Source organism: Georgenia faecalis, from assembly GCF_003710105.1.
Lineage (GTDB): Bacteria > Actinomycetota > Actinomycetes > Actinomycetales > Actinomycetaceae > Georgenia_A > Georgenia_A faecalis.
The window spans coordinates 3,072,294-3,097,966 of record NZ_CP033325.1; the positions used below are offsets into that span (position 1 = coordinate 3,072,294).

Genomic DNA, 25,673 nt, shown 5'->3' on the forward strand with positions numbered 1-25,673 from the left:
TCGCAGTGGGTCATGCCCGCAGTCAACCGTCCCCTCCGCCGGATCGCGCGCCGAGGACGCCGGCGCGGCCCGACACGGCCCGACGCGGCCCGGCGCGGCCCCGGCGCGTGGGCGGAGGCACACGTGACGGAGGACGCGCGCGGCCCGGGTGCCGCGGCCAAGTCCGGCTGGCACGATATTGATCAACGGGCGACGCCGCCCGGTCCCCCGCCGCAGGGCGGGGTGAGACGAGAGAGACCGGAGAACACGTGCGACGACCGACCCCGCGCGGGCCCCTGAGCGAGGCACTGCTGGCGGCGCTCATCCAGGACCCTGGGCCCGTGCCCGAGGTGGCGCAGCAGGCCGCGCAGGCCGTGGCCCGCACGGAGGACGTCCTCGCCGACGACGACGTCCAGCTCGCGCTCACGGTGCTCTACGAGCTGCACTACCGGGGCGTCGACGGCGTCGACGAGCGGTGGGAGTGGCAGCCGGACCTGCTCGCGGTGCGCGCCACGCTCGAGGAGGAGTTCGAGGCCGCGCTGCGCGCGCTCGTCCCCGTGCCCGACGTCGCCGCCCGCACCGCCCCGGAGGTGGCCCAGGCGCTCTTCGACCTCACCGCGGCCGACGACGGCCCCAGCGTCTCCGGCTACGTCGCCAAGCGCGCCACGGACGACCAGGTCCACGAGTTCGTCGCGCTCCGCTCGATCTACCAGCTCAAGGAGGCGGACCCGCACAGCTGGGCCCTGCCGCGCCTGAGCGGGCGGCCGAAGTCGGCGCTCATCGAGATCCAGACCGACGAGTACGGCGGCGGACGTCCCGGTCACATCCACTCCGAGCTCTTCGCCGGGATGATGCGCGCCCTCGACCTCGACGACGCCTACGGCGCCTACCTCGACCACGTCCCCGCCTCGACGCTCGCCTCGGTCAACGCCATGAGCCTGTTCGGGCTGCACCGCCGCCTGCGGGGCGCCATCACCGGGCACCTGGCCGCATACGAGATGACCTCCTCCATCCCCTGCCGCAAGTACGGCAACGGGTTCCGGCGGCTGGGCTACGGCCCGGAGGCGACGGCGTACTGGGACGAGCACGTCGAGGCCGACGCCGTCCACGAGCAGATCGCCGGGCGCGACCTCGCCGGCGCGCTGGCCGAGCTCGAGCCGCAGGTCCGCGACGACGTCCTGTGGGGCGCCGCCGCATACCTCGCCGTCGACGGCCTCGCCGGCGCGGAGATGCTCGCGGCGTGGGAGCGCGGGGAGAGCGCGCTGCGCCGGCCGCTCGTCGGCGCGCCGGCGTAAGCCCGGGCAGACCGACCTCGGCCGCCCCTCCCCCTGTGGCAGCCGAGGGTCTACGGTGGCGCCACTGCCCGGGACCCCGTGGAAGGAACGCTCATGACCGAGACCCAGCGCACCCCCGCCGGGGACGCCAACCTCCCCGTCGACTCCGCGCGCAAGGCGATGAGCGTGCGGCGCGTGTTCGGCGAGGCGTACCAGGCCGACGGCGCCACGATCATCCCGGTCGCCAAGGTCATGGGCTTCAGCGGCATGGGGTTCGGTGGTGGGGCGCTCGGCACCCCGTCGACGGAGCCGGCCAGCGAGCCCGCCGGCGGCGAGGGGTCCGGCGGGGGCGGCGGGTTCGCCGTGCGCACGCGCCCGCTGGGCGTCTACGTCGTCCGCGGCGACCGGGTGCGGTGGCAGCCGTCCATCGACGTCAACCGCGCCATCATCGGTGGGCAGGCGGTCGGGGCGATCGCCGTCGTCTCCTTGAGCTGGGCCCTTCGCCGCCGTCGGCGCTGACGGCGCCCCACCGGAGCCCAGCCCCTCGGTCCAGCGCCCTCGATCGAGCCAGATCGATCCTGGTGCTTCAGTCCAGCTGCCCCGCGCGGGCGAGCCCCGCCGCGTGCTCGAGCTCCTCCGCCGTGGCGAGCAGCGCGCCCGGGCGCCGGGTGACGTGGCCGGCGAGGCCGTCGTCGTGCGTGAGCCACACCGGCTCCGCCTCCGCCCCGGCCGCGAGGATCCGCAGGAGGTCGGCGGTGCGGTCGAGGAAGCCGTCGAACTCTCCCGCGAGCGCCCCGGAGAACAGCCCGTCGGCCGCCGCCTCGACGTCGGCCGGGGCCGGCGGGGGCGCGTCGGCGTCGGTGGCCGGGACCTGCCCCAGGCCCGCGCGGTACCGCTCGGCGACCGTCTCGGGGTCGCGGCGGATCCACTCCCTCAGGAGGTAGACGCGCCAGAGGGCGCCGGGCAGCGTGTTGGCGGGGCTGCGGGACCACAGCTCAGCCACCGCGTCGAGCCCCTCGTCCTCGACGAGGGCGGCCAGCCGCTGCGCGGTCGCGACGTCGTCCGGGTCGTCCCCGGCACCGAACACGGTGATCCGTGCCGTCGCGTGAGCCACCTCGGAGGTGAGCGCCGGGTCGCTGTCACCCTCGATGCTGTCCGCCTCCTGGGGGTCGAGCATCGCCGGCCGTCGGGGGTGTGCACGCTCGTCCATGTGAGAACCGTCCTCCCGCTGCTCGGTGCCTTCGTCGCTCCCTGGCGATTGTGTCCCCGATGGGCGGGGGACGCAGCCTCACGGAGGGCCGTCCGCCGGGCGTCAGTCCTGGTCGCGCAGGGCGAAGGAGACGCCCTCGTCCGTCTCGTCGGCGTCGAGCGTGTGGGTGGCAAGGATGTGGCAGCACGGGCCCGCGACGAAGACGCGGGCGCCGTCGTCCTCGATGACCGCGTCCCCGGCCTCGGGCTGGGGGGCCAGCGAGAGCTCGACCTGGCGCGCCTGGTCGGCGAGGGCGATGCGGACGCCACCGGTCGCGGGCAGGCCCGCCTGATGGGTGATCCCTGAGATCGCGGTCTTGGCGTTCTCGGTCAGGGTGAGCATGCGTTCTTCCTTCGTGGTCGCCCGCAGTTCCCGCGGGCCTGCCGTGTGCTGGACCTACCGTGGACCCCCCGAGCGCCGGGACGCAAACCGGCGCGCGCCGGTCAGGGAGCGGGCGGCCCCCCGGCGGGCAGGGACAGGCCGAAGCGGGTGACGCCGTCGGCGCGGTCGTACCAGGCGTCACCGCCCAGGGCGCGGGCCAGCCGCCGCACGATGTACAGGCCCATGCCCGTCCCACGGAGGTTGCTGCCCCGGAGGAACATCTCGTCGAAGAGGCGGTCGGCGATCGCCTCGGGCACACCGGGCCCCGCGTCCTCCACGACGACGTCGACCGTGGTGGTGCCGCGTGAGGCGCGGACGGTCACGGGGCCCTCGCCGTACCGCGAGGCGTTGACGAGGTAGTTGACGACCACCTGCCCGAGCTGGCCGACGTCGGTGGTCACCTCGAGGTCCGCCGGGCAGTCGACGACAACGTCAAGATCGGGGAAGGAGCTCGCCCGTTCCGCCACCACCGCCTCGAGCACGGGGCGCAGGGCGAGCGTCGTGGCCCGCACGCTCGCCCGTCCCGCGTCGAGGCGGGCGGCGAGGAGGAGCTCGTCGAGCATGGCGCGCATGTGGGCGGCGCTGGAGCCCACGGACGCGACGAGCTCCGCCCGCTCCTGCTCCTCGAGCTCGGCCCAGTGGTCCCCGAGCAGCGTCATCGTGCCCGAGACGACGGTGAGGGGGCTGCGCAGCTCGTGCGCGGCGATGGCGAGCAGGTCGGCCCGTTCCTGGGCGGCGACCTCCAGGCGCTGGTTGGCTCGCGAGAGCGCAGCGTTGGCCTGCGCGAGCTCCCGGGCCGTGCGCTCGAGGTCCTGGGACGCCTGGCGGTGCGCGGTCACGTCTCGGGTGACCTTGGCGAAGCCCACCAGCTCGCCGCGCACGTCGCGCAGCGCCGTGATGGTGACATTGGCCCAGAACAGGGTGCCGTCCTTGCGGACCCGCCAGCCCTCCTCCTGGTAGCGACCGTCGCGGGTGGCTGCCTTCAGCTCGTCCTCGGGGTGCGCGGAGTCGCGAGCGTCCCGGGTGTAGAAGATGCGGAAGTGCTGGCCCAGGATGTCGGTGGACCGGTACCCCTTGAGGCGCTCGGCCCCGCGGTTCCAGCTGGCGACGCGCCCCTCGCGGTCGAGCATGAAGATCGCGTAGTCCGCGACGCTCTCGACGAGGAGCCGGAAGCGCTCCTCACTCTCCAGCAGGGCCCGCTCGGTCGAGCGCTGGGCGCTGACGTCCTGGCTCTGCAGCAGGAGGTACAGCGGGCGCTGCGCGGAGTCCCGGACGGCAGCGAGCGTCGAGGTGACGATCCGCTCGGACCCGGCCAGGCGGTGCTCCACCTGCGTCACTCCCTCCTGGACGGCGGTGGCGACGGCGAAGGTGAGCAGGTCCCGGTCCGCCGCGGGGACGAGGTCGACGAGCGCGACGCCGACGACCTCGACGGCGTCCGCGTCGAGCAGCGACGCGAGCGCCGCGTTCGCCCGAACCAGCTGGCCGGTGAGGGTGAGCGTGCCGATGCCGATGGCCGCCTGGTCGAAGACGGCCCGGAACCGCTCGACGTGCTCGGTGAGGATCCACTCGTCGGCGCCGTCCGGGGACGGTACGGACGCGGCCGGCCCGAGCCCGTGGTCACGCTGCGGGAGGGCGACGTGTGCCGCCGCGGGGCGCGCGGTGAAGTCCGCGCTCGCCGGCGGGGCGGCGTCGACGGGCGGGGCGTCGTCAACGGCCGCGGCGGCGACGGGCGGCGCCGGTGGGGCGCCGTCGGCCGTGGCCGCGGGCGAGGGCGGCCGGCTGGCGATGTCGAGGAGCGTCACGACGAGCGCGTCGATGGTGGCGCCCTTCTCCACGAACGCCGTCGCCCCGAGCGCGAGGGCGCGGGCCCGCAGCCCGTCCTCGGAGAACCCCGAGAACAGCACCACGCGGGTCTGCGGCGAGGACGCCCGGATCGGGACGATGGCGTCGAGGCCGCCGAGCCCTGGCATCGAGACGTCGAGGAGGATGAGGTCGGGGCGCAGCTCCTCCGCGATGCGCACGGCGTCGTCGCCGGTCCCCCCTTCGGCCACGACAGCGAACGCCTGGGTGAGGCGCAGCCGCGCCCGCACGAGGGCGCGGACCTCGGGGGCGTCATCGACGATGGCGATCCGGTGCACAGTCACTGTCACAGTCCGGCACCGTAGCGCGCTCTCACGCGGGTACCTGCGGCCCTCACCGCGGCTACGGCCGCGCCGAGGACGACGCCGCCATGTCGGGGGCGACGCGGGCCCAGACCACCTTGCCGCCGCCGTCGGCGGGCAGGACCCCCCAGCCGTGGGCGAGCAGGGAGATGAGGGTGAGCCCGTGCCACGGGTCGTTCCGGCCGCGGAAGACGGGGTCCGGCGTGCCCGGACCGCCGTCGGCGACCTCGATGCGCAGGGCGTCCTCGGTGAGGGCCAGGCGCACCGTGAAGGGGGTGCCGGCGTGCGCGACGGCGTTGCTGGCGAGCTCCCCGACGACGAGCTCCGCGTCGTAGAGGTTGCCCCGGTAGCCCCACCGCTCCGCGTGGTAGGCGAGGAAGGTCCGGGCCGCGGCGATGCTCGACGGCTCCGGGGGCAGGTCGAGGACGGCGACGTGACGCTCGGCGCCGCCGAGGTCCTCGAGGAGGTCGACGAGCGCTGCGACGTCCCGCCCCTTGGGGACGTACCCCTCGACCCAGCCGCGCAGCGCGTCGCCGCGGGCTCCGCCCAGGCCGGTGAAGACCGCGACCTTCGCGCCCGGAGCGACCTCCCGCAGGAGGGTGAGGACCTCCTGGCCCTGCAGGCGCGGCAGGCCCAGGTCGAGGACGACGACGTCCGGCTGACACTCGCGCGCGAGCGCGACCGCCCGCTCGCCGTCGCCCGCCTCACCGACCACCTCGAAGCCGCCGCGCAGGCGCAGCGTGGTGGCGACGAGCCGGCGGAGCTCGGGGACGTCGTCGACGAGGAGGACGCGGACGGTCATGGCCATTGATCGTAGTCCGGCATTCTGGACTGGGGACCGGGCCCGGCCCGCGGCGCCGCGGCGCTCACCAATGGGGGACATCCCAGCGCCATAGGCACAGCGATCTCACCCACAGGCCCGGCCACGGCGGCGCCGACATCGGCTGCGGCCCACCGCTGCCGGTTCCGCGTAGCCTGTCCCTCGGCGACGCGGCGTCGACCGGCTCCCGAGGGCCGGCCCTCCGACGCGGTGCGCACGCCGGGCCTCTAGCTCAATCGGCAGAGCAGCGGACTTTTAATCCGCGGGTTGTGGGTTCGATCCCCACGGGGCCCACGTCGTTGTGCGGGACCCACCGCCGGCGCAACCGAGGTTCGATGTGGCAGACGACTCAGCCCGAGACCCGACGCGCCCGCGTCACGCCGCGGGGAGCACCCGCTGCAGCGCGGCCTCGTCACCCTCGACCGTGAGCCCCGCCTCGAGGGCACGAGCCAGGGGGACCGCGCCCTGGATCAGCCCGACGAGGAGAGGCCCGGGACCGTCGACCCGGGCGGCGAGGGCGGCGTCGGCTGCGCACGGACGGACCTGGACGAACCCGCGTACCGCCGTGACGTCGAAGCCGTCGTGGAGGTCGCCGAAGCGGAGGACGACGTCGTCGTCGTCGGGGCGGTTGTCCCGCAGCAGGTACCGGGCGGGCAGGCTCAGCCAGTGCATCTGGAAGGCGGCGTCGCGCGGCGCGGCCGGCACGGTCGGCGCCCCCCACTTCATCAGCTCGCGCACGACCCCCTCCAGGCTGCGCCCCCGGTCGGTCAGCCGGTAGGCGCCACCGGCCGCCGCCGACGAGGACGGCACCTGCTCGAGCACGCCCTGCTCCTGGAGCGCCCGGAGCCGCTGCGCGAGGAGGTTGGGGGCCACCCCGGGCAGGCCCCGTTGCAGCTCGGTGAAGCGGGCCTCGCCGCGGGTGAGGAGCTCCCGGACGATGAGCAGGGTCCACCGGTCACCGACGACGTCGAGGGCGCGAGCCACCGCGCACAGCTGGCCGTACGACTTCATGGGTCACTCCTCTTGACAACCGGGACCGCCTGCTAGAGATTTTATAGTGCGCCATCGCTCGTTCCCACCTCGCTCGTCCCACACGATGGAGGCCCGTCATGTCGCACCTCTCGCCCTCCGCGCCGCCCGTGCTGGAGCGTTACTACGAGATCTTGACCGGCGGCGCGGACGCCTACGGGCGGGGCGAGGAGCTTCGCTCCCTGCTGTCCGAGCGCCTCGAGTTCAGCGGCGCGCTCGCCGGTCGTCACACCGATGCCACCGACGGGTTCCTCCACGGGGTCGCCGGTTTCATCGGCGCCGTGCAGAGCATCGACGTCGTCGACGAGGTCCACGACGGCGACAGCTCGGCCGTGCTCTACGACGCCGTCCTCCCCGGCGGGACGGTCCGCTTCGCGGAGTTCTTCACCTTCGACGACGGCCGCATCGACCGCCTCTTCCTGCACTACGACGGCCCGGACTACCTCGCCAAGGGCGGCCGCTGACCGACCCCGCCGGTCCCCCACGTCCCCGGAGGCAGCGATGACCGACGACGACCTCGCCGCTCGGGTCCGGGCCGCCCTGCCCGGCGACGGGGTGGTGCGGGAGGTCCCGATGTTCGGCGGGCTGGCGTTCATGCTCGACAAGCGCATGGTGGTCTCGGTCGGCCGCGACGGCACCCTGGCGGTCCGCGTCGACCCCGGCCGGTCCGCGGAGCTCCTGTCGATCCCGGACGCCCGGCCGGCGGTCATGGGCGCCGACCGCCCCATGGGGCCGGGGTGGATCACGGTCGCCGCGGACGGCCTGCGCACCGACGGACAGCTGGGCGACTGGCTTGCCGTCGCGCTCGAGCACCACGGCCGGGCTGGGCCGCCGCGGTAGAGCCCCCGCTCTCCCCCGCCGGTAGGCAGGGACGGGGGTCCGCACCCGGGAGGGGAGGTTCGTCCCCCGGGCGGCCCTGTTCTCGAGCGTGATGGATGCGACCCGGACTCATCGGGGCTTTCCGCGCCGATCTCACCGACACTGGAGGTCCACCACACCCCAGGAGGAGCCTCATGCCTACACCCCCGCTGCCCGACGACGTGATCACCATGCTCGAGCGACCGAACCCCGCCGTCATGGCCACGGTCCGCAAGGACGGTTCCCCCGTCACGGCCGCGACCTGGTACCTGTGGGAGGACGGCCGCGTCCTGCTCAACCTCGACGAGACGCGGGTCCGCCTGCAGCACATCCGACGGGACCCGCGGGTCTCGCTCACCGTGCTCGCCGGGGATGACTGGCACAGCCACATCACCCTCGTCGGACGCATCACGGAGCTGCGCCCGGACGCGGACCGCTCCGACATCGACCGCATCTCCCAGCACTACACCGGGAACGCCTACCCCGACCGTGTCGGCGCACGGTGGAGCGCCTGGATGGAGATCGACCGCTGGTACGGCTGGGGCGCGCTCAAGCACTGAGCTCACCCCCACGGCACGCCCCCGGGGAACCCTCGGGGGCGTGCCGACCCCGCTCAGCCCGCCGACGACGGCACGGTGGCCTTGACGTCGTCGTAGCCCGCGGGGGCGGGAGCGGCGGTGGGCGCGTAGATGAGCCGGACGACGCCGGAGGGGAAGACCTCGGAGCGCAGCAGCTCCAGCGGGTAGCGCGCGTCCCCCTCGTCGAACAGGCGCTTGCCGCGGCGCGCGGCGACCGGGTGGACGAGCAGGCGCAGCTCGTCGAGCAGCCCGGCGTCGAGGAGCTGTCGCACGACGGAGATCGAGCCGGGTACGAGGATGCGCCGGGTGCCCGGGTCCGCCTTGAGCGCGGTGACGGCCTCGACGAGGTCGCCCTCGAGGCGCTGGGCGTTGCGCCAGCCGAGCTCCCCGGTGCCGCGGGAGACGACGACCTTGCGGGTGTCACCCAGCCGCCGGGCGAAGGGGGCATCCTCCTCGCCCGCGTCCTCGCGATCGGGCCAGGCGCCGACGAAGCTGTCCCACGTCGCGCGTCCGAGGAGGAGGACGTCGGCCTCCTGGTAGTCCTCGTCGACGGCGTTCGCCATGTGCTCGTCGTAGTACGGGAAGTGCCACTCCGGGTCCACCTCGGTGACGCCGTCGAGCGAGATGAACAGGGTGGAGACGATCGTGGCCATGCTCGGTCCTCCGTGCTGGTGGGGGTGTCGTTCGGGTAGACCCCCGGCGCCAGGAGAACTCATCGGCCCGTACCCATGCCGTGGCCGCGGCGGGAGACCGAGCGGGCCACCCGGCCCCGCGTCGGGCGGCGGTGAACGAGAGACGTCCCCCCGGGTCCGGCGTGAGCCGGTCCCGAGGGGACGCGTCAGGGGTGGATCAGGCGGCGCTGGGGCGGCGCCCGCCGGAACGACGGCGCCCGCCGCCGCCACCGGCGGAGTGCGCGGCAGCGGAGTGACTGCGGCCCGCCGAGGAGGAGGTACCGCCGCTGGAGGTGCCACCGGAGCTGCGGCGGGGCTGGCCCGGACGGCCGTCCTGCCCGCCCTGGCCGCGGCCCCCGGCGCCGCGGGAGCGCCCGGACCCGCCGGAACGACCACCGGCACCACCGCCGGAGCGCCCGCTGCCCGCAGGGGAGGCCGGCGGCATGGCCGGCGGCATGACGACGGCGGCCACCTGGCCGGTGAGCTTGGCGATGACCTCGTCGCCGGGGCGGACCCGGATGGGCTTGACGTTGATCTTGGCCTGGCGGGTCAGCGTGCGGACGTCACCGGTCTCCTCGGGGAGCATGAGGGTGACGACGTCGCCGCCGGAGCCGGCGCGGGCGGTACGGCCCGAGCGGTGCAGGTACGCCTTGTGCTCGGCCGGCGGGTCGACGTGCACGACGAGCTCGATGTCGTCGACGTGGATGCCGCGGGCGGCGATGTCGGTGGCCACGAGGACGCGCACGGAGCCGGAGGAGAACGCCGCGAGGTTCCGCTCACGCGCGGGCTGGGTGAGGTTGCCGTGCAGGTCGACGGCGGGGACCCCGCCGGCGGTGAGCTGCTTGGCGAGCTTCTTGGCCTGGTGCTTCGTGCGGGTGAAGAGCACCCGACGACCCGTGCCCGAGGCGAGCTCGTGGATGACGAGCTTCTTGTCCTCGGCGCCGCTGAGGGCGAGGACGTGGTGGGTCATCGCGGAGACGGGCGACTCGGCGCTGTCCACCGAGTGACGCAGGGGGTCCGTGAGGTAGCGCTTGACGAGGATGTCGACGCCGTTGTCCAGCGTGGCGGAGAAGAGCATCCGCTGGCCGCGGGCCGGGGTCTTGTCCATGATCCGCTTGACGCCCGGGAGGAAGCCGAGGTCGGCCATGTGGTCGGCCTCGTCGAGCACGGTGATCTCGACGGCGTCGAGGGTGAGGAGCTTCTGGTTGAGCAGGTCCTCGAGGCGGCCGGGGCAGGCGATGAGGATGTCGATGCCGCCGCGCAGCGCCGTCACCTGACGGGACTGCGTGACGCCACCGAAGATCGTCGTCGTCGTCATGTTCATCGCCTTGGCGATGGGCTCGACCGTCGCGTTGATCTGGTTGGCGAGCTCACGCGTCGGCGCGAGGATGAGGCCGCGCGGACGGCTCGGCGTGCGGCGGGTGCCGGACGCGGCGAGGCGCGTGACCATGGGCAGGGCGAACGCGAGGGTCTTGCCGGACCCGGTGCGGCCACGTCCGAGGACGTCGCGGCCCTTGAGCGTGTCCGGCAGCGTCGCCGACTGGATGGGGAACGGGGTGGTGAGACCGCACTTGTCGAGGTGCGTGAGCACGGGCGCGGGCAGGGCAAAGGACGCGAAGGAGGTCAAGGGGGCCTTTCGGGCTCTGAGGGGTCGGAGTTCGCCGCATAAGGACGGCAGCGGTTGATCAGCTGCGCGGAACTCGACGACGCTGGGCCGATGGCGGCCACACCCCCACTATGCCCTACAAACGTCGATCTGGGGGTGTGACGTTCATCTGGGCCCCCTCTCGAGGCCACGCCCGCCCCCGGTTGCCTCGACGGGCCCGGGGTCGCACTGTGGTGCGCATGTCGCCCGCCCCCTCCCCCGACCCCCGCGCCGAGAGCCCTTCCAGCGCCTCCTCCGGCGCCCCGTCCGGGCGTCCCGCGCCGGCGCCCACGGCCGTCGACGTCGTCGTCGTCGGCGGCGGCGCGGCCGGGCTCGCCGCCGCCCTCGTCCTCGGCCGGGCACGCCGGCGTGTGGTCGTCGTCGACGCCGGGCGAACCCGCAACGCGTGCTCGCCGAGCGTGCACGGCTACCTCACCCAGGACGGCACCACGCCCGCCGAGCTGGTCGCGGCCGGGCGCCGCGAGGTCCGCGGCTACGGCGTGGAGATCGTCGAGGACGAGGTCCGCGAGATCGCCCGCGCCGACGGCGGGCCGGGGCCCGAGCCCGCCCCCCTCGTCGTCACGACGGTGGGCGGCCACGCGTTCCGCGCCCGCCGCGTCGTCCTCGCGACGGGCATCGTCGACGAGCTGCCCGTCATCCCCGGCCTCGCCGAGCGCTGGGGACTCGACGTCCTCCACTGCCCGTACTGCCACGGCTACGAGGTCCGCGACCGTGCCCTCGGCGTGATCGCACGCGACCCGGAGGGCGCGTTCCACCAGGCCGTCCTGCTCCGCCAGCTCAGCGACGACGTCGCCCTCTTCCTCGACGAGGTCGACGAGGCGGAGATCGGCGAGCACGAGAGCGAGCTGCTGCGCGCCCGCGACGTCAGCGTCGTCGCGGGCAAGGTCGTCGAGCTGCGGCTGGACGACGACGGCGTGAGCGCCGTGGTCCTCGCCGACGGGCGTGCGGTGCCCCGGTCGGCGGTCTTCGTGGCGCCGCGGTTCACGGTGAACGACGCCATGATCGGCGGCCTGGGTGTCGAACGCGTGGAGACGGGGATGGGGACGGCGCTCGCCGTCGACGACCAGGGGCGCACCGACGTCCCGGGGCTGTGGGCTGCCGGCAACGTCACGGACCTCTCGGCGCAGGTGCTCGGCGCGGCGGACTCCGGCGCCCGCGCCGGCATCGGGATCAACGGCGAGCTGTGCCTCGAGGACGCCGAGCGGGCGTGGGCGCACGCGCACGCGCTGGCGCCCACCGCCTGAGCCGGGCCCGGCCCGGCTCGGCCCGGCCCGGCCCGGCTCGGCCCGGCCCGGATGCACGAAGGGCCGCCCCGATGCCGGGACGGCCCTTGGTGCTACGCGGTGATCAGCGTCGGGTGGATCGGTTCTTGTTCGTGATCCCCAGGTAGATGCTGATGAAGAGGATCGAGGCGACGATCGAGAAGATCCAGCGGATCCAGTCGATGCCGTTCGTGTCCTCCACGCCGAACAGGCCGGCGAGCCACTGGCCGACGAGCGCGCCGAGGACGCCCAGGATGATCGTCCAGATGATGCCGAGGTTCTGGTCGCCCTTCATGAACAGGCGGGCGAGGGCGCCGATGACGGCTCCGAAGATGATGATGCCGATGAGTTCACCCATGGGTGTACCTCCTTCTCAGGGCGCCGCAGGTCCGGCGCCGTCTATGCGGGAAGCGTGGCACGGGCTTGGACAGCCCGCACCTTAGAACGATCACCACGCCGGCAGCGCGATCACCGTAACGAGAGGTCGACGGCGAGCCCGAGGTGGTCGGAGACCGCCAGTTGGCTGGTCCGAGGGGGGCCGACCGCCTGGACGCCCGGGCCGGCGAGCACGTGGTCGATCTCACGGCGCGGCCGGTGCGCGGGAAAGGTCGGCGCCACCGCCAGGGCGCGCATCCCGCTGGCGCGTTCGGCGTCCTCGCCCGCCAGGTTGAGGTCCCCGAGCAGCACGTGCCGGCCGGGCAGCACGCGCAGGGCCGCCGCGCTCTCGGCGAGCTGACGCCGAGCCGTCGGGACGTCGACGGACAGGTGGGTGCACCCGATCGCGAGCGGGCCGTCATCGGTGCGGACGACGGCGGCCAGGCACACGCGCCAGGGGTCCACGCGTGCGTACCGCCCCAGCACGCTCCACCCGTCGCCGTGGCGCTCCAGCACCCGCGGCGGGCCCGGTCGCAGGGGCCGGACGTGCCACGAGAGCACGGGCAGACGGCTGAGGAGGGCGACGCCGTACCCGGGGCGGTCGCCGTCGCCGGGGCGCGGACGACGCCGCAGCCCGCGGGCGCTGCCGACGAACCCGGGCGCGAAGCGCACCCACGGGGTGCCGAGGGCGTCCGCGACCACGCGCGCCTGGTCCGCCCTCCCGCTGCGCGCCTGGCCGCGGTCGACCTCCTGGAGCGCGACGACGTCAGCGTCCAGCCCGACGACGGCCTCCGCGAGGGAGGCGGCGTCGGGCGGACCCGATCCGTCGGCGGGGAGCCCGTGCTGGAGGTTCAGCGTGAGCACCCGGACCGTCACCGGCCTAGCGCTCCTCGAAGGTGAGGGAGATGGAGTTCATGCAGTAGCGGTCACCGGTCGGGGTCTGAGGCGCGTCGTCGAAGACGTGGCCGAGGTGGGAGTCGCACCGCGCGCACCGCACCTCGGTGCGGACCATCCCGAGCGCGCGGTCCTCGAGGAGCCGCACGGCCTGGGAGTCCTGCGGGGCGAAGAAGCTCGGCCACCCGCAGTGCGCGTCGAACTTCGTCGTCGAGCGGAAGAGCTCGGCGCCGCAGGCCCGGCAGCGGTAGATGCCCTCGCGGTCCTCGTGGAGCAGCTCGCCCGTGCCGGGGCGCTCGGTGCCGGCCTGACGCAGCACCTGGTACTCCTCCGGCGAGAGCTCCGCCCGCCACTCCCCGTCGGTCTTCACCACCGCGGGGATGTCGGGGGTGGTGGGGGTGCCAGTGGTCTCGTTCGCAGTCATCCCCCCATGGTGCGCCCTGGAGGCGGGAGCCGTCATCCGCGCGGGTCCTGCTGCCGCAGCACGACGGTGCGCTGCTCGTCGCCCTCGCCGGCGGGGGCGGGAGCGGCGGGGGCGTCCTCGGCGCGGTGGGCGCGCTCGGCGGTCTCCTCGCGCTCGGCGATGACGTCCTCGCCCGGGCCGCGGAACATCTTGGCCCGCTCCATGCCCTCGATCGTGCCCGTGTAGAACCGGGAGTCACGCTCGATGCTCGCGAGGTTGGCCCGCTCGCGCACCGGGGTGCGTCGCGGTCGCGCGCCGGTGGCCGAGCCCGGCGCGGCGGGTGGGATCACTGGGGCGGGCACCGGCGCCGGCACGGCGACCGTCACGGGCGCGGGGTCCAGCGCCGGCCCGGCCGCAGCCTCGGCGCCGGCCTCACCGGGCTCGGGTGCGGGCTCGCCGCCGCCCTCGCCCGGCTCCCCCCAGGCGCTCTCGTCGTCGACGACGGGGGGCGCCCAGTCCTCGTCGGCGGGCTCGGTCTGGAACCGGGTCCGCGGGAGGGCGTACGGCGCCTCCCGCTGCAGCCAGTCGACGAGACCCTCGCGGACGAAGCAGCGCAGGTCGAACAGGGCACCGGCGTCGGGCGCGCTGAGGAGCACCCGGACGCGCACCACGCCGCCGACGGCCTCCGTCACCTGCAGGCTGCCCACCCGCTGGTCCCACAGGTCGGTGTGCGCGAGCAGCTGGGCGAGCTCGGCCCGCATCGCCGCCACGGGCACGCGCCAGTCGAGATCCATCTCCACGGTGCCGAGCAGCTCGGCCGCCCGCCGCGTCCAGTTCTGGAAGGGCGTCGTCGTGAAATAGGTCGAGGGCAGGATCATCCGTCGGTCGTCCCACAGGTGGACGACGACGTAGGTGAGGGTGATCTCCTCGATCCGGCCGTTCTCCCCCTCGACGATGACGACGTCCTCGACGCGGATGGCGTCGGTGAAGGCGAGCTGCATCCCGGCGAAGACGTTCGCCAGGGCGCTCTGGGCGGCGAGGCCGGCGACGATGGATGCCAGGCCCGCCGAGGCGAGGACGCTGGCGCCGAACGCGCGGGCGCCGGGGAACGTCATGAGGATCGCCGCGAGCGCGACCACCCAGATCAGCGCCACGCTGAGCCGGCGGAGCATCTGGACCTGGGTGTGCACCCGGCGGGCGCGGCCGTTGTCCGCGGAGTCGAGGCGGTACCGGTCGAAGGCCGCGTCCTCGGCGACCCGGACGACGGACATGAGGAGCCACGCGGTGGCGAGGATGACGGCGATGACGAGGCCGTGGATGACGAGGTCGCGCCACCACGGCGCCTCCTCCCCCGCGGTCACCGGGGTGGCGATGACGACGCCGGCCCACGCCCCGATGAGCACGAGGAGGAAGCGGAACGGCCGCCGGCAGCGGTGCGTCACGTGCGCGATGACCGGGTGCCGGCGGGCGACCCGGACCACGAGCACCCCGACCAACCGGGCGAGGAGGTACGCGGCGACGACGCCGATGGCCACACCGATGAGGGGCGCGAGGACCGACCCCACGGCGCGGCCGGCCTCGTCGATGGTCGTTCCGATCGGCTGCTCCATGACTTCCAGCCTACGAGGACGGCGGAAGCAGCCTCTTCCCCAGGAAGTGCGTGATGAAGGGGTTGTCCTCGAACGGCTCGATGCCGGCGTAGCCGGAGGAGAGGTACAGCTCGACCGCCTCGACGAGGTCCTCGTTGACGCCGAGGATCACGCGGCGCGCCCCCAGGGCCCGGGCGCGGTTCTCCAGGGACCGCAGGAGGAACCTGCCCAGTCCCTGGCCGCGGGCGTCGGGCCGGAGCCACATCCGCTTGATCTCCACCACGCCCGGCTCCACCACCCGGACCGCGCCGAACCCGACGACCTGCCGGGTCCCCACGTCGCTGAGCAGCATGAAGTCGCCGTCGGGCGGGGTGACCTCACGGGGGTCGACGGCGGTCGCGAGCGCGGGGTCGAACCCCGTGGGCAGCCGCTGGTCGAGCTCGGCCACGTAGGCCGCCATGGCGCGCGCCGCGGCGTCGCTGCCCGCCTGACCCTCGAGGATGCGCACGGCACCCGCACCCCGCCGGGACGTCGCCGGCGTGTCCACCTCGTTCATCCGCCCATGGTGGCCTATCCCCCGGGCTATGTCCGCCCCTATTTCCGCCAGGCCCACTCCACCCCTAGGCTGCGCGGGCATGGAGCCCCAGCTCGACAGTGCCGGCCGCCCGCGCCCCCGGCTGTGCGTCCTCGCCCCCACGCCGCTGCTCATGGTGGAGGTCGAGCCGTCGCAGGACGGGTCGGACGCGCCCCCGGTGGGAGCCGACATCCACCTGCATCCGGGCGGCCAGGGGTTGTGGGTCGCGCGGATGGCCGTCTCCCTCGGGGCGCAGGTCACCGTGTGCGGGCCGTTCGGCGGCGAGGTGGGCGGCGTCCTGGCGACGATGATGGCCGCGGAGAGCCTCACCGTGCGGGCGGTCACCTACGGGGCGGGCAACGGCGCCTACGTCCACGACCGGCGCGGGGGCGACCGGGAGACCGTCGCGCACATGGCACCGCCGTCGCTGAGCCGCCACGAGCTCGACGACCTGTACGGCACGGTCCTCGTCGAGGCGCTGGAGTCCGACGTCCTCGTCGTCACCGGCGCCGAGCCCGAACGGGTGGTCCCGGCGAGCTTCTTCTCCCGGATCGTGCGGGACGTGCGCAGCGTGGGGAAACCGGTCGTCGCGGATCTTTCCGGCGCTGCGGCACGCGCGGCGGCCCGGGAGAGGCCTACCGTTCTCAAGATGAGCCACGAGGAGGTGTGCGCCGCCGGCCTGGCGGCCGACGACTCCCTCGGCGCCCTCCGCCAGGCGGCCGAGGCGCTCGGCGCGGACGGCGTGGAGGCCATGGTGCTCTCCCGGGCCGGTGCGCCCGCCCTGCTGGTCGAGGGCGGGGTCTCGCGCCTCGTCGTCGGGCCCGTCGTGACGCCGCTGGACCACCGGGGCGCCGGCGACTCGATGACCGCGGGGATCGCCGTCGGGCTGGGCCGCGGGATGGCCGTGCAGGACGCGGTCCGGCTGGGGGCCGCCGCGGGCGCCCTCAACGTCACCAGGCGCGGGCTGGGGACGGGGCGACGCGAGCAGATCGAACGGTTCGCGGGCCGCATCGAGGTCCAGGAGATCGACTGACGTGCGGGTCCTCATCACCAACGACGACGGGATCGACTCCCCGGGGCTGAGCGTGCTCGCCCGCGTGGCGCACGCCGCGGGGTGTGAGGTGACCGTCGCCGCCCCGCACCGGCAGTACTCCGGCGCGAGCGCCGCGCTCACGTCCCAGGAGGTCGACGGCCGGCTCGTGCTCGTCGAGCGGCGCCCGCCCGGGCTGCCCGACGACGTCCGGGCGTTCGGTGTCAAGGCGGCCCCCGCACTCATCGCCTTCGTCGCCTCCTACGGGGCGTTCGGCCCACGCCCGGACCTCGTCATGTCCGGGGTCAACCTCGGGGCGAACACCGGCCGCGCCACCCTGCACTCGGGGACGGTGGGGGCGGCGCTGTCTGCCTCGACCCAGGGCATCCCGGCGATGGCCGTGTCCATCGCGTCGGCCCAGCCCCAGCACTGGCGCACCGCCGAGCTCGTCACGGCCCATGCCTTCGAGTGGCTGCGCGCCCGCCCGGCCGACGACGAGCGCGTCCTCAACATCAACGTCCCCGACATCCCGCCCGAGCAGCTCCGCGGGCTGCGCCCCGCCCGGCTGGCCCGCTTCGGCGCCGTGCAGGCCCGGGTGCGGGAGAAGGGCAAGAACTACGTCATGCTCACCTACGCCGGGCTGGACGAGGCGGACGACCCCGGGTCCGACCACGACCTGCTCACCCAGGGATGGGCGACGGCCACGCTTCTCACCGCCCCCTACGACGACCCGCAGGGCACCGAGCTGCCGAGCTTCGTCCACGCCGGGGACCGCGGCGAGGTGAGCGTCGACATCAGCGCCGGAACGGTGATGAGCTCCGGTGACGACGCCCCGGCCGGGGAGATCGTCGCCGAGGAGGTCGGGTCCGACCCGCTGTGACCGCTGGCCGCCGACTCGCGCTACGTGCCCGGGCCGACCCGAACGGCGAGGGCCGGGCGCCCTCCACGCCCGGCCCACCCCGCCGACCTCAGTCGAGGTCGTCGAGGTCGTCGCCGGCCGGCTCCGCGGCGGTGCGGCGTCGCTTGCGGGCCGATATCACCGCGCCCACCAGGGCGCCGCCGGCCCCCCCGACGAGTGCACCGGTCAGCGCCGAGCGGAGCACGCCCTCGTGCTCGGGACCGGTGAGGTCCACCTCCGGCACGGGGACGAGCCCGTGGCCGACGAGCAGGGTGTAGAGCATGGCGCCGCAGGTGAGCACGAGACCGCCGAAGATGCTCGCGGCGACGCCCGCCCGCGTCTTCCGGCTGGCGCGCGAGCCCATGTCGGCGACGTCGACCCCGCGGCGGGAGGCGTACCAGATGCTGGCCACGCTGGGCACCCACATGAGCGCGAGCAGGACCACGGGCACGAGGAGCTGGCCGAGGACCGCCGCGACCACGGCACCGGCGAGGCCGAGGTAGATGGCGAGGGTCTGACCGAAGGCGGTGTCCTCCATGAAGACCGCCCGCTCCCGCTCGTCCCCGTAGGTGGGGCTGTCGAGGTCCATCATCCGCGCGACGGCGCGGTCGAGCGCGCCCGGGGTCTTCTTCGTCATGGTCGTGCTCCCTCGGTTGTCGTCTCGGTGGTGGCGTCGTCGTCGGCCTCGATGAAGAGCTCCTCCACCGTGGCCTCGAGGGCCCGCGCGATCCGCAGGGCGAGGTAGACGGACGGCGCGTAGTCGCCCTGCTCGACGGCGATGATCGTCTGCCGGCTCACGCCCGCGGCGTCGGCCAGCTCGGCCTGGGTGATGCGGCGCTCGCGCCGGCGGCGGCGGATGGGGCTCCGCGGCCCGGCGGCGTCGGTCGCTTGTCGTGGGGTCATGCAAGAGATGTTAGGGATCATTGACATCTGATGTCAAGCACTCTCTACATTTCATGTCAGGCCCCCTTGACATCCTCGGCGGCCGTTCCCTCTCACTCGTGCAGGCGGTACTCCGCGCCGGCGTGGCCCACCGGCTCGAGCTGGACCGTGGAGTGGGTGACGTCGAAGTGCCCGCGCAGGCAGTCCTGGAGGGCATCGAGCACCTCGCAGAACCGCGTCCGCTCGAGCACGTCGTCCTCGACGACGACGTGGGCGCTGACGACGGGCACGCCCGAGGTGATCGTCCAGGCGTGGAGGTCGTGGACGGCGACGACGCCCGGCACCTGCGCCATGTGCTCGCGGACGCTCGCGAGCGCCATCCCCTCCGGCGCCGCCTCGAGGAGCACGCGACCGACGTCGCGCAGCAGGCTGCCCGCGCGCGGGAGGATGAGGACGCCGATGGCGATGGAGGCGACGGCGTCGGCCCGCTGCCACCCGGTGAGGGCGATGACGACGCCGGCGACGAGCACGGCGACCGACCCGAGGAGGTCGCCGAGCACCTCGAGGTAGGCACCCCGGACGTTGAGGCTCTCCCGCTGCCCGGCGTGGAGCAGCCGCAGGCACACGAGGTTGGCGACGAGGCCGACGGCGGCGACCGCCATCATGAGCGGGGCGGAGACGTCGTCGGGGTCCGCCCCGAGGCGCTGGATGCCCTCGATGAGGACGAGCACGCCGATGACGGCGAGGACGACACCGTTGACGAGGGCGGCGAGGATCTCCGCGCGCTGCCACCCGAACGTCCAGTGTCCCCGGGACGGGCGCGCGGCGAGCCACGTGGCGCCGAGCGCGAGGGCGAGCGCGGCGGCGTCGGAGAGCATGTGGCCGGCGTCGGCGAGGAGGGCGAGCGAACCGGACAGGACGCCGCCCACCACCTCGACGACCATGACGGTCGCCGTGACGGCGAGGGCCGCGACCAGCCGGGGCCGGTGCACGGCGCCGGCGGTGTGGTGGTGGCCGCCCGGCGCGCTCATGACCGGCCCGGCGCGCTCATGACCAGCCGAGCTCGTGGAGCCGGTCGTCGTCGATGCCGAAGTGGTGGGCGATCTCGTGGACGACGGTGACGGCAACCTCCTCGGCGACCTCCTCGGCGTCCTCGCACATCCGCAGCGTGGGGCCGCGGAAGATGGTGATCCGGTCGGGCAGGGAGCCGGCCGCCCACCAGGAGTCGCGCTCGGTGAGCGGGGTCCCCTCGTACAGCCCGAGCAGGTCCGGGTCCTCGGCGTCGGCGGGGGGCTCGTCCTCGACGAGGACGACGACGTTGTCCATCTGCGCCGTGAGCTCGGGAGGGACGAGGTCGAGGCCGTCGCTGACGGCCTCCTCGAACTCCTCGCGGGTCATCTCCACCATGGCGTCATCCTCCCCCAGCCGCGCCCGATCCCCCACCCCCTGGCACATCCGGCCCGCCGGGCCCGGTCCGCGGGCGTGTGGCGGGGGTCACCATCCACCGTTTTGCTCCTGGCTCCGACTTCCCCGTATGCTGACCGAGGTCTTGGGGCGCTCCGGCGTCACGGGCGTCCAACGCAAGAACGGGCCCCCATCGTCTAGCGGCCTAGGACCCCGCCCTTTCACGGCGGTAGCACGGGTTCGAATCCCGTTGGGGGTACGATCAGCACGACCAGCAAGAAGCCTCACCACGAGGCCCCGTAGCGCAGTTGGTTAGCGCGCCGCCCTGTCACGGCGGAGGTCGCGGGTTCAAGTCCCGTCGGGGTCGCGACAAGAGAAGGCCCGGTCATCAGACCGGGCCTTCTGTCACAAGGCTCTGTAGCTCAGTTGGTAGAGCGTTCGACTGAAAATCGAAAGGTCGCCGGATCGACGCCGGCCGGAGCCACACATGTGCGAAGCCCCACCGGGTGACCGGTGGGGCTTCGCTCGTTCTCCGGCGTTTCTGCACGATCACGACAGGGTGGGTCAAGCGGCGGCCGGAGAAGCGCGGCCCCGGCGTTGCTCAGCCGAAGACCCGCGCCTCCGCCTCGGCCCAGCGCGCCCTGCTCCCCGAGGGCGCGTAGTGCTCCAGCGCCGTCGACGCGGCCACCACCTGGCGCAGGCTCGCCAGGGGGCCGTCGAGCGCTCCGAGCGTGCGCGCCTGGACGAGCAGGTTGCCCAGTGCCGCGCCCTCGACCGGGCCGGCGACCACCGGCAGGCCGGTGGCGTCCGCGGTGAGCTGGCACAGCAGCCGGTTGCGCACCCCGCCCCCGACGAGGTGGATCACGCCCACCTCGTGCCCGGCGAGCTGCGCCGCCTGCCGCACGGCCCGGCGGTAGGCCAGGGCGAGGGAGTCGAGGACGCACCGGGTAAGGGCCGCCGGCCCCCGCGGCACCGGCTGGCCGGTGCGCGCCGCGAGCGCCGCGACCCGCCCGGGCATGTCCCCCGGGGGCAGGAGCGACGGGTCGTCGACGTCGACGACGCACGCCAGGGCCGGCTCCCCGGCCGCCGCGGCGATGAGCGCGGCGAGGTCGACGTCGTGCCCCGCCTCCTCCCACCGGCGCACGCTCTCCTGGAGCACCCAGAGCCCCATGACGTTGCGCAGGTAGCGCACGGTGCCGTCGAGGCCGAGCTCGTTGGTGAAGTTCGCGGCCCGGCTCGCCTCGGTGAGGACCGGGGCGTCGAGCTCGAGCCCGACGAGCGACCACGTGCCGCAGGAGATGTAGGCGAAGTCGTCGGTCGAGGCGGGCACCGCGACGACGGCGGAGGCGGTGTCGTGGGAGCCGACGGCGACCAGCCGGGCGCCGGCCCCGTCCGTCCCCTCCCGCACGGCGCCGACGACGGCGCCCGGCTCGACGACGTCGGGCAGGAGGCCGGCCACCCCCACCCCGAAGCCGGTCTCGAGCGCGGCGGCGACCTCCGGGCTCCAGCGCCGGGTGGCGACGTCGAGCAGGCCGGTCGTCGAGGCGTTGGTGACCTCGGCGACCTCCGCGCCGGTGAGCCAGTACCCGAGGAGGTCGGGGACGAGCAGCAGCCGGCGCGCCGCCGCGAGCTGGCCGGAGCCGGCCGCGGCGGCGAGCTGGAAGACGGTGTTGAAGGGCTGGACTTGCAGGCCCGTGCGGGCGTACAGGTCGGCGGCCGGGACGTGGGCGAACACCCGGGCCGGGGCGCCGGCGGTCCGCCCGTCGCGGTAGTGGACGGGGTTGCCGAGGAGCGCGCCGTCGGCGTCGAGCAGCCCGTAGTCCACCGCCCAGGAGTCGATCCCCACGGACGCGAGCGGACCGTGCTCCCGGGCGGCGGCGCGCAGGCCGGTGAGGACGCCGGCGTACAGCCCCAGGACGTCCCAGTGCAGCGTCACCGCACCCCGCCCGCGCACGGCGACCGGCCCGTTGGGGAAGCGGGCCGCCTCGTGGGTGAGGAGGCGCCCGCCCTCGAGCCGGCCGACGATGACCCGGCCGCTGGACGCGCCGAGGTCGACGGCGGCGAAGGGGCCGCTCATCGCAGGAACGCGGCGGCCACCCCGGAGTCGACCGGGACGTGCAGACCGGTGGTCTGCGGCAGGTCGGGGCCGGTGAGGGCGAAGACGGCGGCGGCGACGTGCTCGGGGAGGACCTCGCGCTTGAGGAGGGTCCGCCCGGCGTAGTACTGCCCCAGCTCGGACTCCGGGACGCCGTACACGGCCGCGCGCTGGGCGCCCCACCCCCCGGCGAAGATCCCCGAGCCGCGCACCACGCCGTCGGGGTTGATGCCGTTGACCCGGATGCCGTGCTCGCCGAGCTCGGCGGCCAGCAGGCGCACCTGGTGCGCCTGGTCCGCCTTCGTCGCGGAGTAGGCGACGTTGTTGGGCCCGGCGAAGACGGCGTTCTTCGAGGCGATGTAGACGATGTCCCCGCCCATCCGCTGGGCGATCATCGCGCGGGCGGCCTCGCGCGCCACGAGGAACGACCCGCGGGCCATGACGTCGTGCTGGAGGTCCCAGTCCGCCACCGACGTCTCCAGCAGCGGCTTGGAGATCGACAGCCCGGCGTTGTTGACGACGAGGTCGACGCCGCCGAAGGCCAGGGCCGCGGCGTCGACGAGGGCGGCGATCTCCTCCTCGCTGGTGACGTCCGCCCGGACGGCGACGGCGACGTCGGGGCCCCCGAGGCCCTCGGCGACGGCCTGCGCCCCCTCGAGGTTGACGTCGGCGACGACGACGCACGCCCCCTCCGCCGCGAGCCGCTCGGCGATCGCCTTGCCGATGCCCGAACCCGCCCCGGTGACGAGGGCGACGCGGGTGGCGAGCGCCTTGGGTCGCGGCATCCGGGCGAGCTTGGCCTCCTCCAGCGCCCAGTACTCGATCCGGAACTTCTCGCTCTCCTCGATGGGGGCGTAGGTCGAGAGGGCCTCGGCGCCCCGCATGACGTTGACGGCGTTGACGTAGAACTCCCCCGCCACCCGCGCCGTCTGCTTGTTCTTGCCGAAGGAGAACATCCCCACCCCCGGCACGAGGACGATGGCGGGGTCGGCGCCGCGCATGGGGGGCGTGGCCGGTCCGGCGTGGCGCTCGTAGTACGCGCGGTAGTCGGCGCGGTAGGCCTCGTGGAGCTCCCGCAGCCGCGCCTCGACCTCGTTGAGGGTGGCGTCGGCCGGCAGGTCGAGCACGAGGGGCTTGACCTTGGTGCGCAGGAAGTGGTCGGGGCACGACGTCCCGAGCGCGGCCAGCGGCGCGAGCTTCTCCCGGGCGAGGAAGTCCAGGACGACGTCGGAGTCGGTGAAGTGGCCGACCTGGGGGGCGTCGGTGGAGGCGAGCCCCCGGATCAGCGGCGCCAGGCGCGCGGCCCGCGCGCGCCGCTCCGGCTCCTCGAGCGCCTCGTGGCCGGGCCGGACCGGCCCGAAGGGGTGCTCGCCCTGCGCCGCGAGCCGCTCGGTGCGCTCGGCGATGAACCGCTCGGCCGTCCGGATGATCTCCAGGGAGCGGGCCTCGCACTCGGCGCTGGTGGCCCCCCACGCGGTGATGCCGTGCCCGCCCAGGACGCAGCCGATGGCGTCGGGGTGCGCGCGCGCGATCTCGGCGATGTCGAGGCCGAGCTGGAACCCGGGGCGCCGCCACGGCACCCACACCACCCGGTCCCCGAAGCACTCGGCGGTGAGGGCCTCACCGTCGGCCGCCGTCGCCAGCGCGATCCCCGAGTCCGGGTGCAGGTGGTCGACGTGCTCGGCGTCGACGAGGGCGTGCATGGCCGTGTCGATGCTCGGGGCCGCCCCGCCCTTGCCGTGCAGGCAGTAGTCGAACGCCGCGACCATCTCGTCCTCGCGCTCGACGCCGGGGTAGACGCCCACGAGCGCCCGCACGCGGTCCAGGCGCAGGACCGCGAGTCCCGCCGCGGTCAACGTGCCGAGGTCCCCGCCGGAGCCCTTGACCCAGCAGAGCTCGACGTCCTGCCCGGTCACCGGGTCGAGGTCGGTGCCCTTGGCGGAGGTGTTGCCCCCGGCGTAGTTGGTGTTGCGCGGGTCCGCGCCGAGCCGGTTGGAGCGGGCGACGAGGTCGGCGACGTCGGGGTGTGCCATCGATGGTGCCTTTCGGTGGGGCTCGGGTCGGGCGGTGTCGGGCCGGCGGTCAGGCGCCCCAGCCGGCCTGGGCGCCCCCGACCCGTTCGGCGACGATGCGCTCGGCGTAGTCGGAGGCGGCGTAGGCGGCCATGGGGTCGGCGGGCAGGCCCTGCTCCTCGCGGAACTGCGCGAGGAGGGGGCGGACGTCGGTGTTGTAGGCGTCCATGAGGGCGGCGTTGGCGGCGAGGACGTCCCCGGCCAGCTGGGCGGCCCGCAACACCTCCCGGTCGACGAGCAGCGCCTTGGCGGTGGCCTCCTGGATGTTCATCACGGAGCGGATCTGCCCGGGGATCTTCGGCTCGACGTTGTGGTTCTGGTCGAGCATGAAGTTCACCCCGGAGTCCGGGGCGTGCGCCCCGGCCGCGACGATCTCGTTCATGATCCGGAAGAGCTGGAACGGGTCGGCGGCGCCCACCATGAGGTCGTCGTCGGCGTAGAAGCGGGAGTTGAAGTCGAACGCGCCCAGGCGCCCCACCCGGAGCAGCTGCGCGACGATGAACTCGATGTTCGTCCCGGGCGCGTGGTGGCCGGTGTCGAGGACCACCATGGCCTGCTCGCCGAGCGCCGTGACGTGGAGCAGGGCCGTGCCCCAGTCCGGGACGTCCATGGCGTAGGTGGCGGGCTCGAAGAACTTGTACTCGAGGAGGATCCGCTGGCCGGGGTCGAGTGCGGCGTAGATCTCGGCGAGCCCCTCGGTGAGCCGGTCCTGCCGGGCACGCAGGTCGTCCTGGCCCGGGTAGTTGAGCCCGTCGGCGAGCCAAATCTTCAGGTCTCGCGAGCCGGTCTCGCGCATGATCTCGATGCAGCGCAGGTGCGCCTCGACCGCCTTGCGGCGCACCGCCGCCTGCGGGTGGCACAGGGAGCCGAGCATGTAGTCGTCGTCCTGAAAGACGTTCGAGTTGATCGCCCCGATCGCCACGCCGAGGTCCGCGGCGTGGCGGCGCAGGTCGGCGTAGTCGTCCACCAGGTCCCAGGGGATGTGCAGCGACACCCGCGGCGCCACCCCGGTGTAGCGGTGCACCTGCGCGGCGTCGGCGATCTTCTCGTACGGGTCGCGGGGGACGCCCGGCTGGGCGAACACCTTGAACCGGGTGCCCGAGTTCCCGAACGCCCACGAGGGCAGCTCGATGGTGAACGTCCGCAGGGAGGCGAGCGTCTCCACGCTCGGTGCGGTCACCGTCATGTCAGGCCAGCTTTCTGTCGTTGGTCCTCGAGCTGGAAGATCGGCTCGAGGGGGACGAACTGCTCGTCGGGTCGCCGCTGGGCGTCGTCGAAGAAGTCGGCCATCTCCGCCTGCCAACGGGCGTTGACCGCGGTGGCGGCCATCGCCCGTTGGGCGGCGGTGAGGTCCTCGGCCTCGACGTAGGCGACGAGCAGCCCGTCCGGTGCGAGGAACAGGGAGTAGTTGCGCCACCCCGACTCGTGCAGGGCCTGGAGCATCTCGGGCCACACCGCGGCGTGGCGGGCCCGGTACTCCTCGCTGCGCTCAGGCCGGACGCGAGCGAGCAGGCAGTAGCGCGTCACG

The 25,673-nt window shown here is 74.3% G+C and carries 28 protein-coding genes and 4 tRNA genes; 12 read left to right on the plus strand and 20 right to left on the minus strand.

Features of this window, described 5'->3' with window-relative positions; all coding sequences use genetic code 11:
- The first annotated feature begins 248 nt into the window (after positions 1-248).
- Together EBO36_RS13470 and EBO36_RS13475 are read left to right on the plus strand one after the other, a co-directional pair.
- On the plus strand, positions 249-1,274 hold the full coding sequence (locus tag EBO36_RS13470; RefSeq protein WP_122825070.1) for an iron-containing redox enzyme family protein: 1,026 nt from the start codon (positions 249-251) through the stop codon (positions 1,272-1,274).
- A gap of 93 nt (positions 1,275-1,367) precedes the next feature.
- Positions 1,368-1,772: a spore germination protein GerW family protein gene (locus tag EBO36_RS13475; protein WP_122825071.1), complete on the plus strand. Its 405-nt coding sequence runs from the start codon at positions 1,368-1,370 to the stop codon at positions 1,770-1,772.
- A gap of 67 nt (positions 1,773-1,839) precedes the next feature.
- On the opposite strand, the gene EBO36_RS13480 is transcribed toward EBO36_RS13475, so the two are convergent.
- The 4 genes from EBO36_RS13480 to EBO36_RS13495 all read right to left on the minus strand — a co-directional run bounded on the left by EBO36_RS13480 (position 1,840) and on the right by EBO36_RS13495 (position 5,847).
- Positions 1,840-2,463, minus strand: a complete 624-nt coding sequence (locus tag EBO36_RS13480; RefSeq protein WP_241237113.1) for a hypothetical protein — start codon at positions 2,461-2,463, stop codon at positions 1,840-1,842.
- Positions 2,464-2,565: 102 nt separating this feature from the next.
- Positions 2,566-2,844, minus strand: coding sequence for a Fe-S cluster assembly protein HesB (locus EBO36_RS13485; RefSeq protein WP_122825073.1), 279 nt, complete (start codon positions 2,842-2,844; stop codon positions 2,566-2,568).
- Between the two features lie 101 nt (positions 2,845-2,945).
- Positions 2,946-5,033, minus strand: coding sequence for a PAS domain S-box protein (locus EBO36_RS13490; protein ID WP_122825074.1), 2,088 nt, complete (start codon positions 5,031-5,033; stop codon positions 2,946-2,948).
- 52 nt (positions 5,034-5,085) lie between these two features.
- Complete coding sequence (locus tag EBO36_RS13495; protein ID WP_164471478.1) at positions 5,086-5,847, minus strand: response regulator; 762 nt, start codon at positions 5,845-5,847, stop codon at positions 5,086-5,088.
- Positions 5,848-6,086: 239 nt separating this feature from the next.
- Between EBO36_RS13495 and EBO36_RS13500 the strand changes: the two genes are divergently transcribed.
- Positions 6,087-6,159 (plus strand) — tRNA-Lys (locus EBO36_RS13500).
- Between the two features lie 81 nt (positions 6,160-6,240).
- On the opposite strand, the gene EBO36_RS13505 is transcribed toward EBO36_RS13500, so the two are convergent.
- Positions 6,241-6,876 carry a winged helix-turn-helix transcriptional regulator gene (locus EBO36_RS13505; protein WP_122825076.1) on the minus strand — a complete coding sequence of 212 codons (636 nt, stop codon included), beginning with the start codon at positions 6,874-6,876 and terminating at the stop codon, positions 6,241-6,243.
- 98 nt (positions 6,877-6,974) lie between these two features.
- Here EBO36_RS13505 and EBO36_RS13510 point away from each other — a divergent pair, with 98 nt between their 5' ends.
- The 3 genes from EBO36_RS13510 (at position 6,975) to EBO36_RS13520 (ending at position 8,312) form a co-directional block, all read left to right on the plus strand.
- Positions 6,975-7,358 (plus strand): nuclear transport factor 2-like protein, encoded by a 384-nt coding sequence (locus EBO36_RS13510; protein WP_122825077.1) that lies wholly within the window; start codon positions 6,975-6,977, stop codon positions 7,356-7,358.
- 37 nt (positions 7,359-7,395) lie between these two features.
- Positions 7,396-7,734: a TfoX/Sxy family protein gene (locus tag EBO36_RS13515; protein ID WP_122825078.1), complete on the plus strand. Its 339-nt coding sequence runs from the start codon at positions 7,396-7,398 to the stop codon at positions 7,732-7,734.
- Between the two features lie 173 nt (positions 7,735-7,907).
- On the plus strand, positions 7,908-8,312 hold the full coding sequence (locus EBO36_RS13520) for a PPOX class F420-dependent oxidoreductase (protein ID WP_122825079.1): 405 nt from the start codon (positions 7,908-7,910) through the stop codon (positions 8,310-8,312).
- A gap of 53 nt (positions 8,313-8,365) precedes the next feature.
- Here the strand turns inward: EBO36_RS13520 and EBO36_RS13525 are convergent, their stop codons facing one another.
- Together EBO36_RS13525 and EBO36_RS13530 are read right to left on the minus strand one after the other, a co-directional pair.
- Positions 8,366-8,983, minus strand: coding sequence for a dihydrofolate reductase family protein (locus EBO36_RS13525; RefSeq protein WP_122825080.1), 618 nt, complete (start codon positions 8,981-8,983; stop codon positions 8,366-8,368).
- Positions 8,984-9,179: 196 nt separating this feature from the next.
- The gene (locus EBO36_RS13530; RefSeq protein ID WP_122825081.1) at positions 9,180-10,628 is read right to left on the minus strand and encodes a DEAD/DEAH box helicase; all 1,449 of its coding nucleotides are present in this window, start codon (positions 10,626-10,628) and stop codon (positions 9,180-9,182) included.
- A gap of 218 nt (positions 10,629-10,846) precedes the next feature.
- Here EBO36_RS13530 and EBO36_RS13535 point away from each other — a divergent pair, with 218 nt between their 5' ends.
- Positions 10,847-11,911 (plus strand): NAD(P)/FAD-dependent oxidoreductase, encoded by a 1,065-nt coding sequence (locus tag EBO36_RS13535; RefSeq protein WP_122825082.1) that lies wholly within the window; start codon positions 10,847-10,849, stop codon positions 11,909-11,911.
- Positions 11,912-12,014: 103 nt separating this feature from the next.
- On the opposite strand, the gene EBO36_RS13540 is transcribed toward EBO36_RS13535, so the two are convergent.
- From EBO36_RS13540 to EBO36_RS13560, 5 genes are all read right to left on the minus strand, one after another.
- Positions 12,015-12,287, minus strand: coding sequence for a GlsB/YeaQ/YmgE family stress response membrane protein (locus EBO36_RS13540; protein WP_122825083.1), 273 nt, complete (start codon positions 12,285-12,287; stop codon positions 12,015-12,017).
- Positions 12,288-12,397: 110 nt separating this feature from the next.
- The gene (locus EBO36_RS13545) at positions 12,398-13,180 is read right to left on the minus strand and encodes an endonuclease/exonuclease/phosphatase family protein (RefSeq protein ID WP_122825084.1); all 783 of its coding nucleotides are present in this window, start codon (positions 13,178-13,180) and stop codon (positions 12,398-12,400) included.
- 4 nt (positions 13,181-13,184) lie between these two features.
- Positions 13,185-13,622 carry a peptide-methionine (R)-S-oxide reductase MsrB gene (msrB, locus tag EBO36_RS13550; RefSeq protein WP_122825085.1) on the minus strand — a complete coding sequence of 146 codons (438 nt, stop codon included), beginning with the start codon at positions 13,620-13,622 and terminating at the stop codon, positions 13,185-13,187.
- A gap of 32 nt (positions 13,623-13,654) precedes the next feature.
- Positions 13,655-15,211, minus strand: a complete 1,557-nt coding sequence (locus EBO36_RS13555; RefSeq protein WP_122825086.1) for a mechanosensitive ion channel family protein — start codon at positions 15,209-15,211, stop codon at positions 13,655-13,657.
- A 10-nt stretch (positions 15,212-15,221) separates the two neighbouring features.
- Complete coding sequence (locus EBO36_RS13560) at positions 15,222-15,746, minus strand: GNAT family N-acetyltransferase (RefSeq protein ID WP_164471479.1); 525 nt, start codon at positions 15,744-15,746, stop codon at positions 15,222-15,224.
- Positions 15,747-15,825: 79 nt separating this feature from the next.
- Here EBO36_RS13560 and EBO36_RS13565 point away from each other — a divergent pair, with 79 nt between their 5' ends.
- Both EBO36_RS13565 and surE read left to right on the plus strand, forming a co-directional pair.
- Complete coding sequence (locus EBO36_RS13565) at positions 15,826-16,797, plus strand: 1-phosphofructokinase family hexose kinase (RefSeq protein ID WP_122825088.1); 972 nt, start codon at positions 15,826-15,828, stop codon at positions 16,795-16,797.
- Between the two features lies 1 nt (position 16,798).
- Positions 16,799-17,674, plus strand: coding sequence for a 5'/3'-nucleotidase SurE (surE, locus tag EBO36_RS13570; RefSeq protein ID WP_122825089.1), 876 nt, complete (start codon positions 16,799-16,801; stop codon positions 17,672-17,674).
- Positions 17,675-17,762: 88 nt separating this feature from the next.
- On the opposite strand, the gene EBO36_RS13575 is transcribed toward surE, so the two are convergent.
- From EBO36_RS13575 to EBO36_RS13590, 4 genes are all read right to left on the minus strand, one after another.
- A complete protein-coding gene (locus tag EBO36_RS13575) occupies positions 17,763-18,329 on the minus strand; it encodes a hypothetical protein (RefSeq protein ID WP_187695818.1) in 567 nt (188 codons plus the stop codon).
- Positions 18,326-18,595, minus strand: a complete 270-nt coding sequence (locus EBO36_RS13580) for a helix-turn-helix transcriptional regulator (protein ID WP_122825090.1) — start codon at positions 18,593-18,595, stop codon at positions 18,326-18,328. The genes EBO36_RS13575 and EBO36_RS13580 overlap by 4 nt, the downstream gene beginning before the upstream one ends.
- Before the next feature lie 92 nt (positions 18,596-18,687).
- A complete protein-coding gene (locus tag EBO36_RS13585; RefSeq protein ID WP_122825091.1) occupies positions 18,688-19,605 on the minus strand; it encodes a cation diffusion facilitator family transporter in 918 nt (305 codons plus the stop codon).
- Between the two features lie 16 nt (positions 19,606-19,621).
- Positions 19,622-19,981, minus strand: coding sequence for a metallopeptidase family protein (locus EBO36_RS13590; protein WP_122825092.1), 360 nt, complete (start codon positions 19,979-19,981; stop codon positions 19,622-19,624).
- A 183-nt stretch (positions 19,982-20,164) separates the two neighbouring features.
- Between EBO36_RS13590 and EBO36_RS13595 the strand changes: the two genes are divergently transcribed.
- The 3 genes from EBO36_RS13595 to EBO36_RS13605 all read left to right on the plus strand — a co-directional run bounded on the left by EBO36_RS13595 (position 20,165) and on the right by EBO36_RS13605 (position 20,462).
- A tRNA-Glu gene (locus tag EBO36_RS13595) sits at positions 20,165-20,237 on the plus strand.
- Positions 20,238-20,271: 34 nt separating this feature from the next.
- Positions 20,272-20,345, plus strand: a tRNA-Asp gene (locus EBO36_RS13600).
- A gap of 44 nt (positions 20,346-20,389) precedes the next feature.
- Positions 20,390-20,462 (plus strand) — tRNA-Phe (locus EBO36_RS13605).
- Positions 20,463-20,579: 117 nt separating this feature from the next.
- Here the strand turns inward: EBO36_RS13605 and EBO36_RS13610 are convergent.
- Genes EBO36_RS13610 through EBO36_RS13625 form a run of 4 tightly spaced genes read right to left on the minus strand, consistent with a single transcriptional unit; the run spans position 20,580 to position 25,672 of the window.
- Complete coding sequence (locus EBO36_RS13610; protein ID WP_122825093.1) at positions 20,580-22,055, minus strand: rhamnulokinase; 1,476 nt, start codon at positions 22,053-22,055, stop codon at positions 20,580-20,582.
- A complete protein-coding gene (locus tag EBO36_RS13615; RefSeq protein WP_122825094.1) occupies positions 22,052-24,106 on the minus strand; it encodes a bifunctional aldolase/short-chain dehydrogenase in 2,055 nt (684 codons plus the stop codon). Before EBO36_RS13615 ends, EBO36_RS13610 begins: the two co-directional genes overlap by 4 nt.
- Before the next feature lie 49 nt (positions 24,107-24,155).
- Positions 24,156-25,331 (minus strand): L-rhamnose isomerase, encoded by a 1,176-nt coding sequence (gene rhaI, locus EBO36_RS13620; RefSeq protein WP_122825095.1) that lies wholly within the window; start codon positions 25,329-25,331, stop codon positions 24,156-24,158.
- A complete protein-coding gene (locus EBO36_RS13625) occupies positions 25,328-25,672 on the minus strand; it encodes an L-rhamnose mutarotase (RefSeq protein ID WP_122825096.1) in 345 nt (114 codons plus the stop codon). Before EBO36_RS13625 ends, rhaI begins: the two co-directional genes overlap by 4 nt.
- Position 25,673 lies beyond the last annotated feature (1 nt).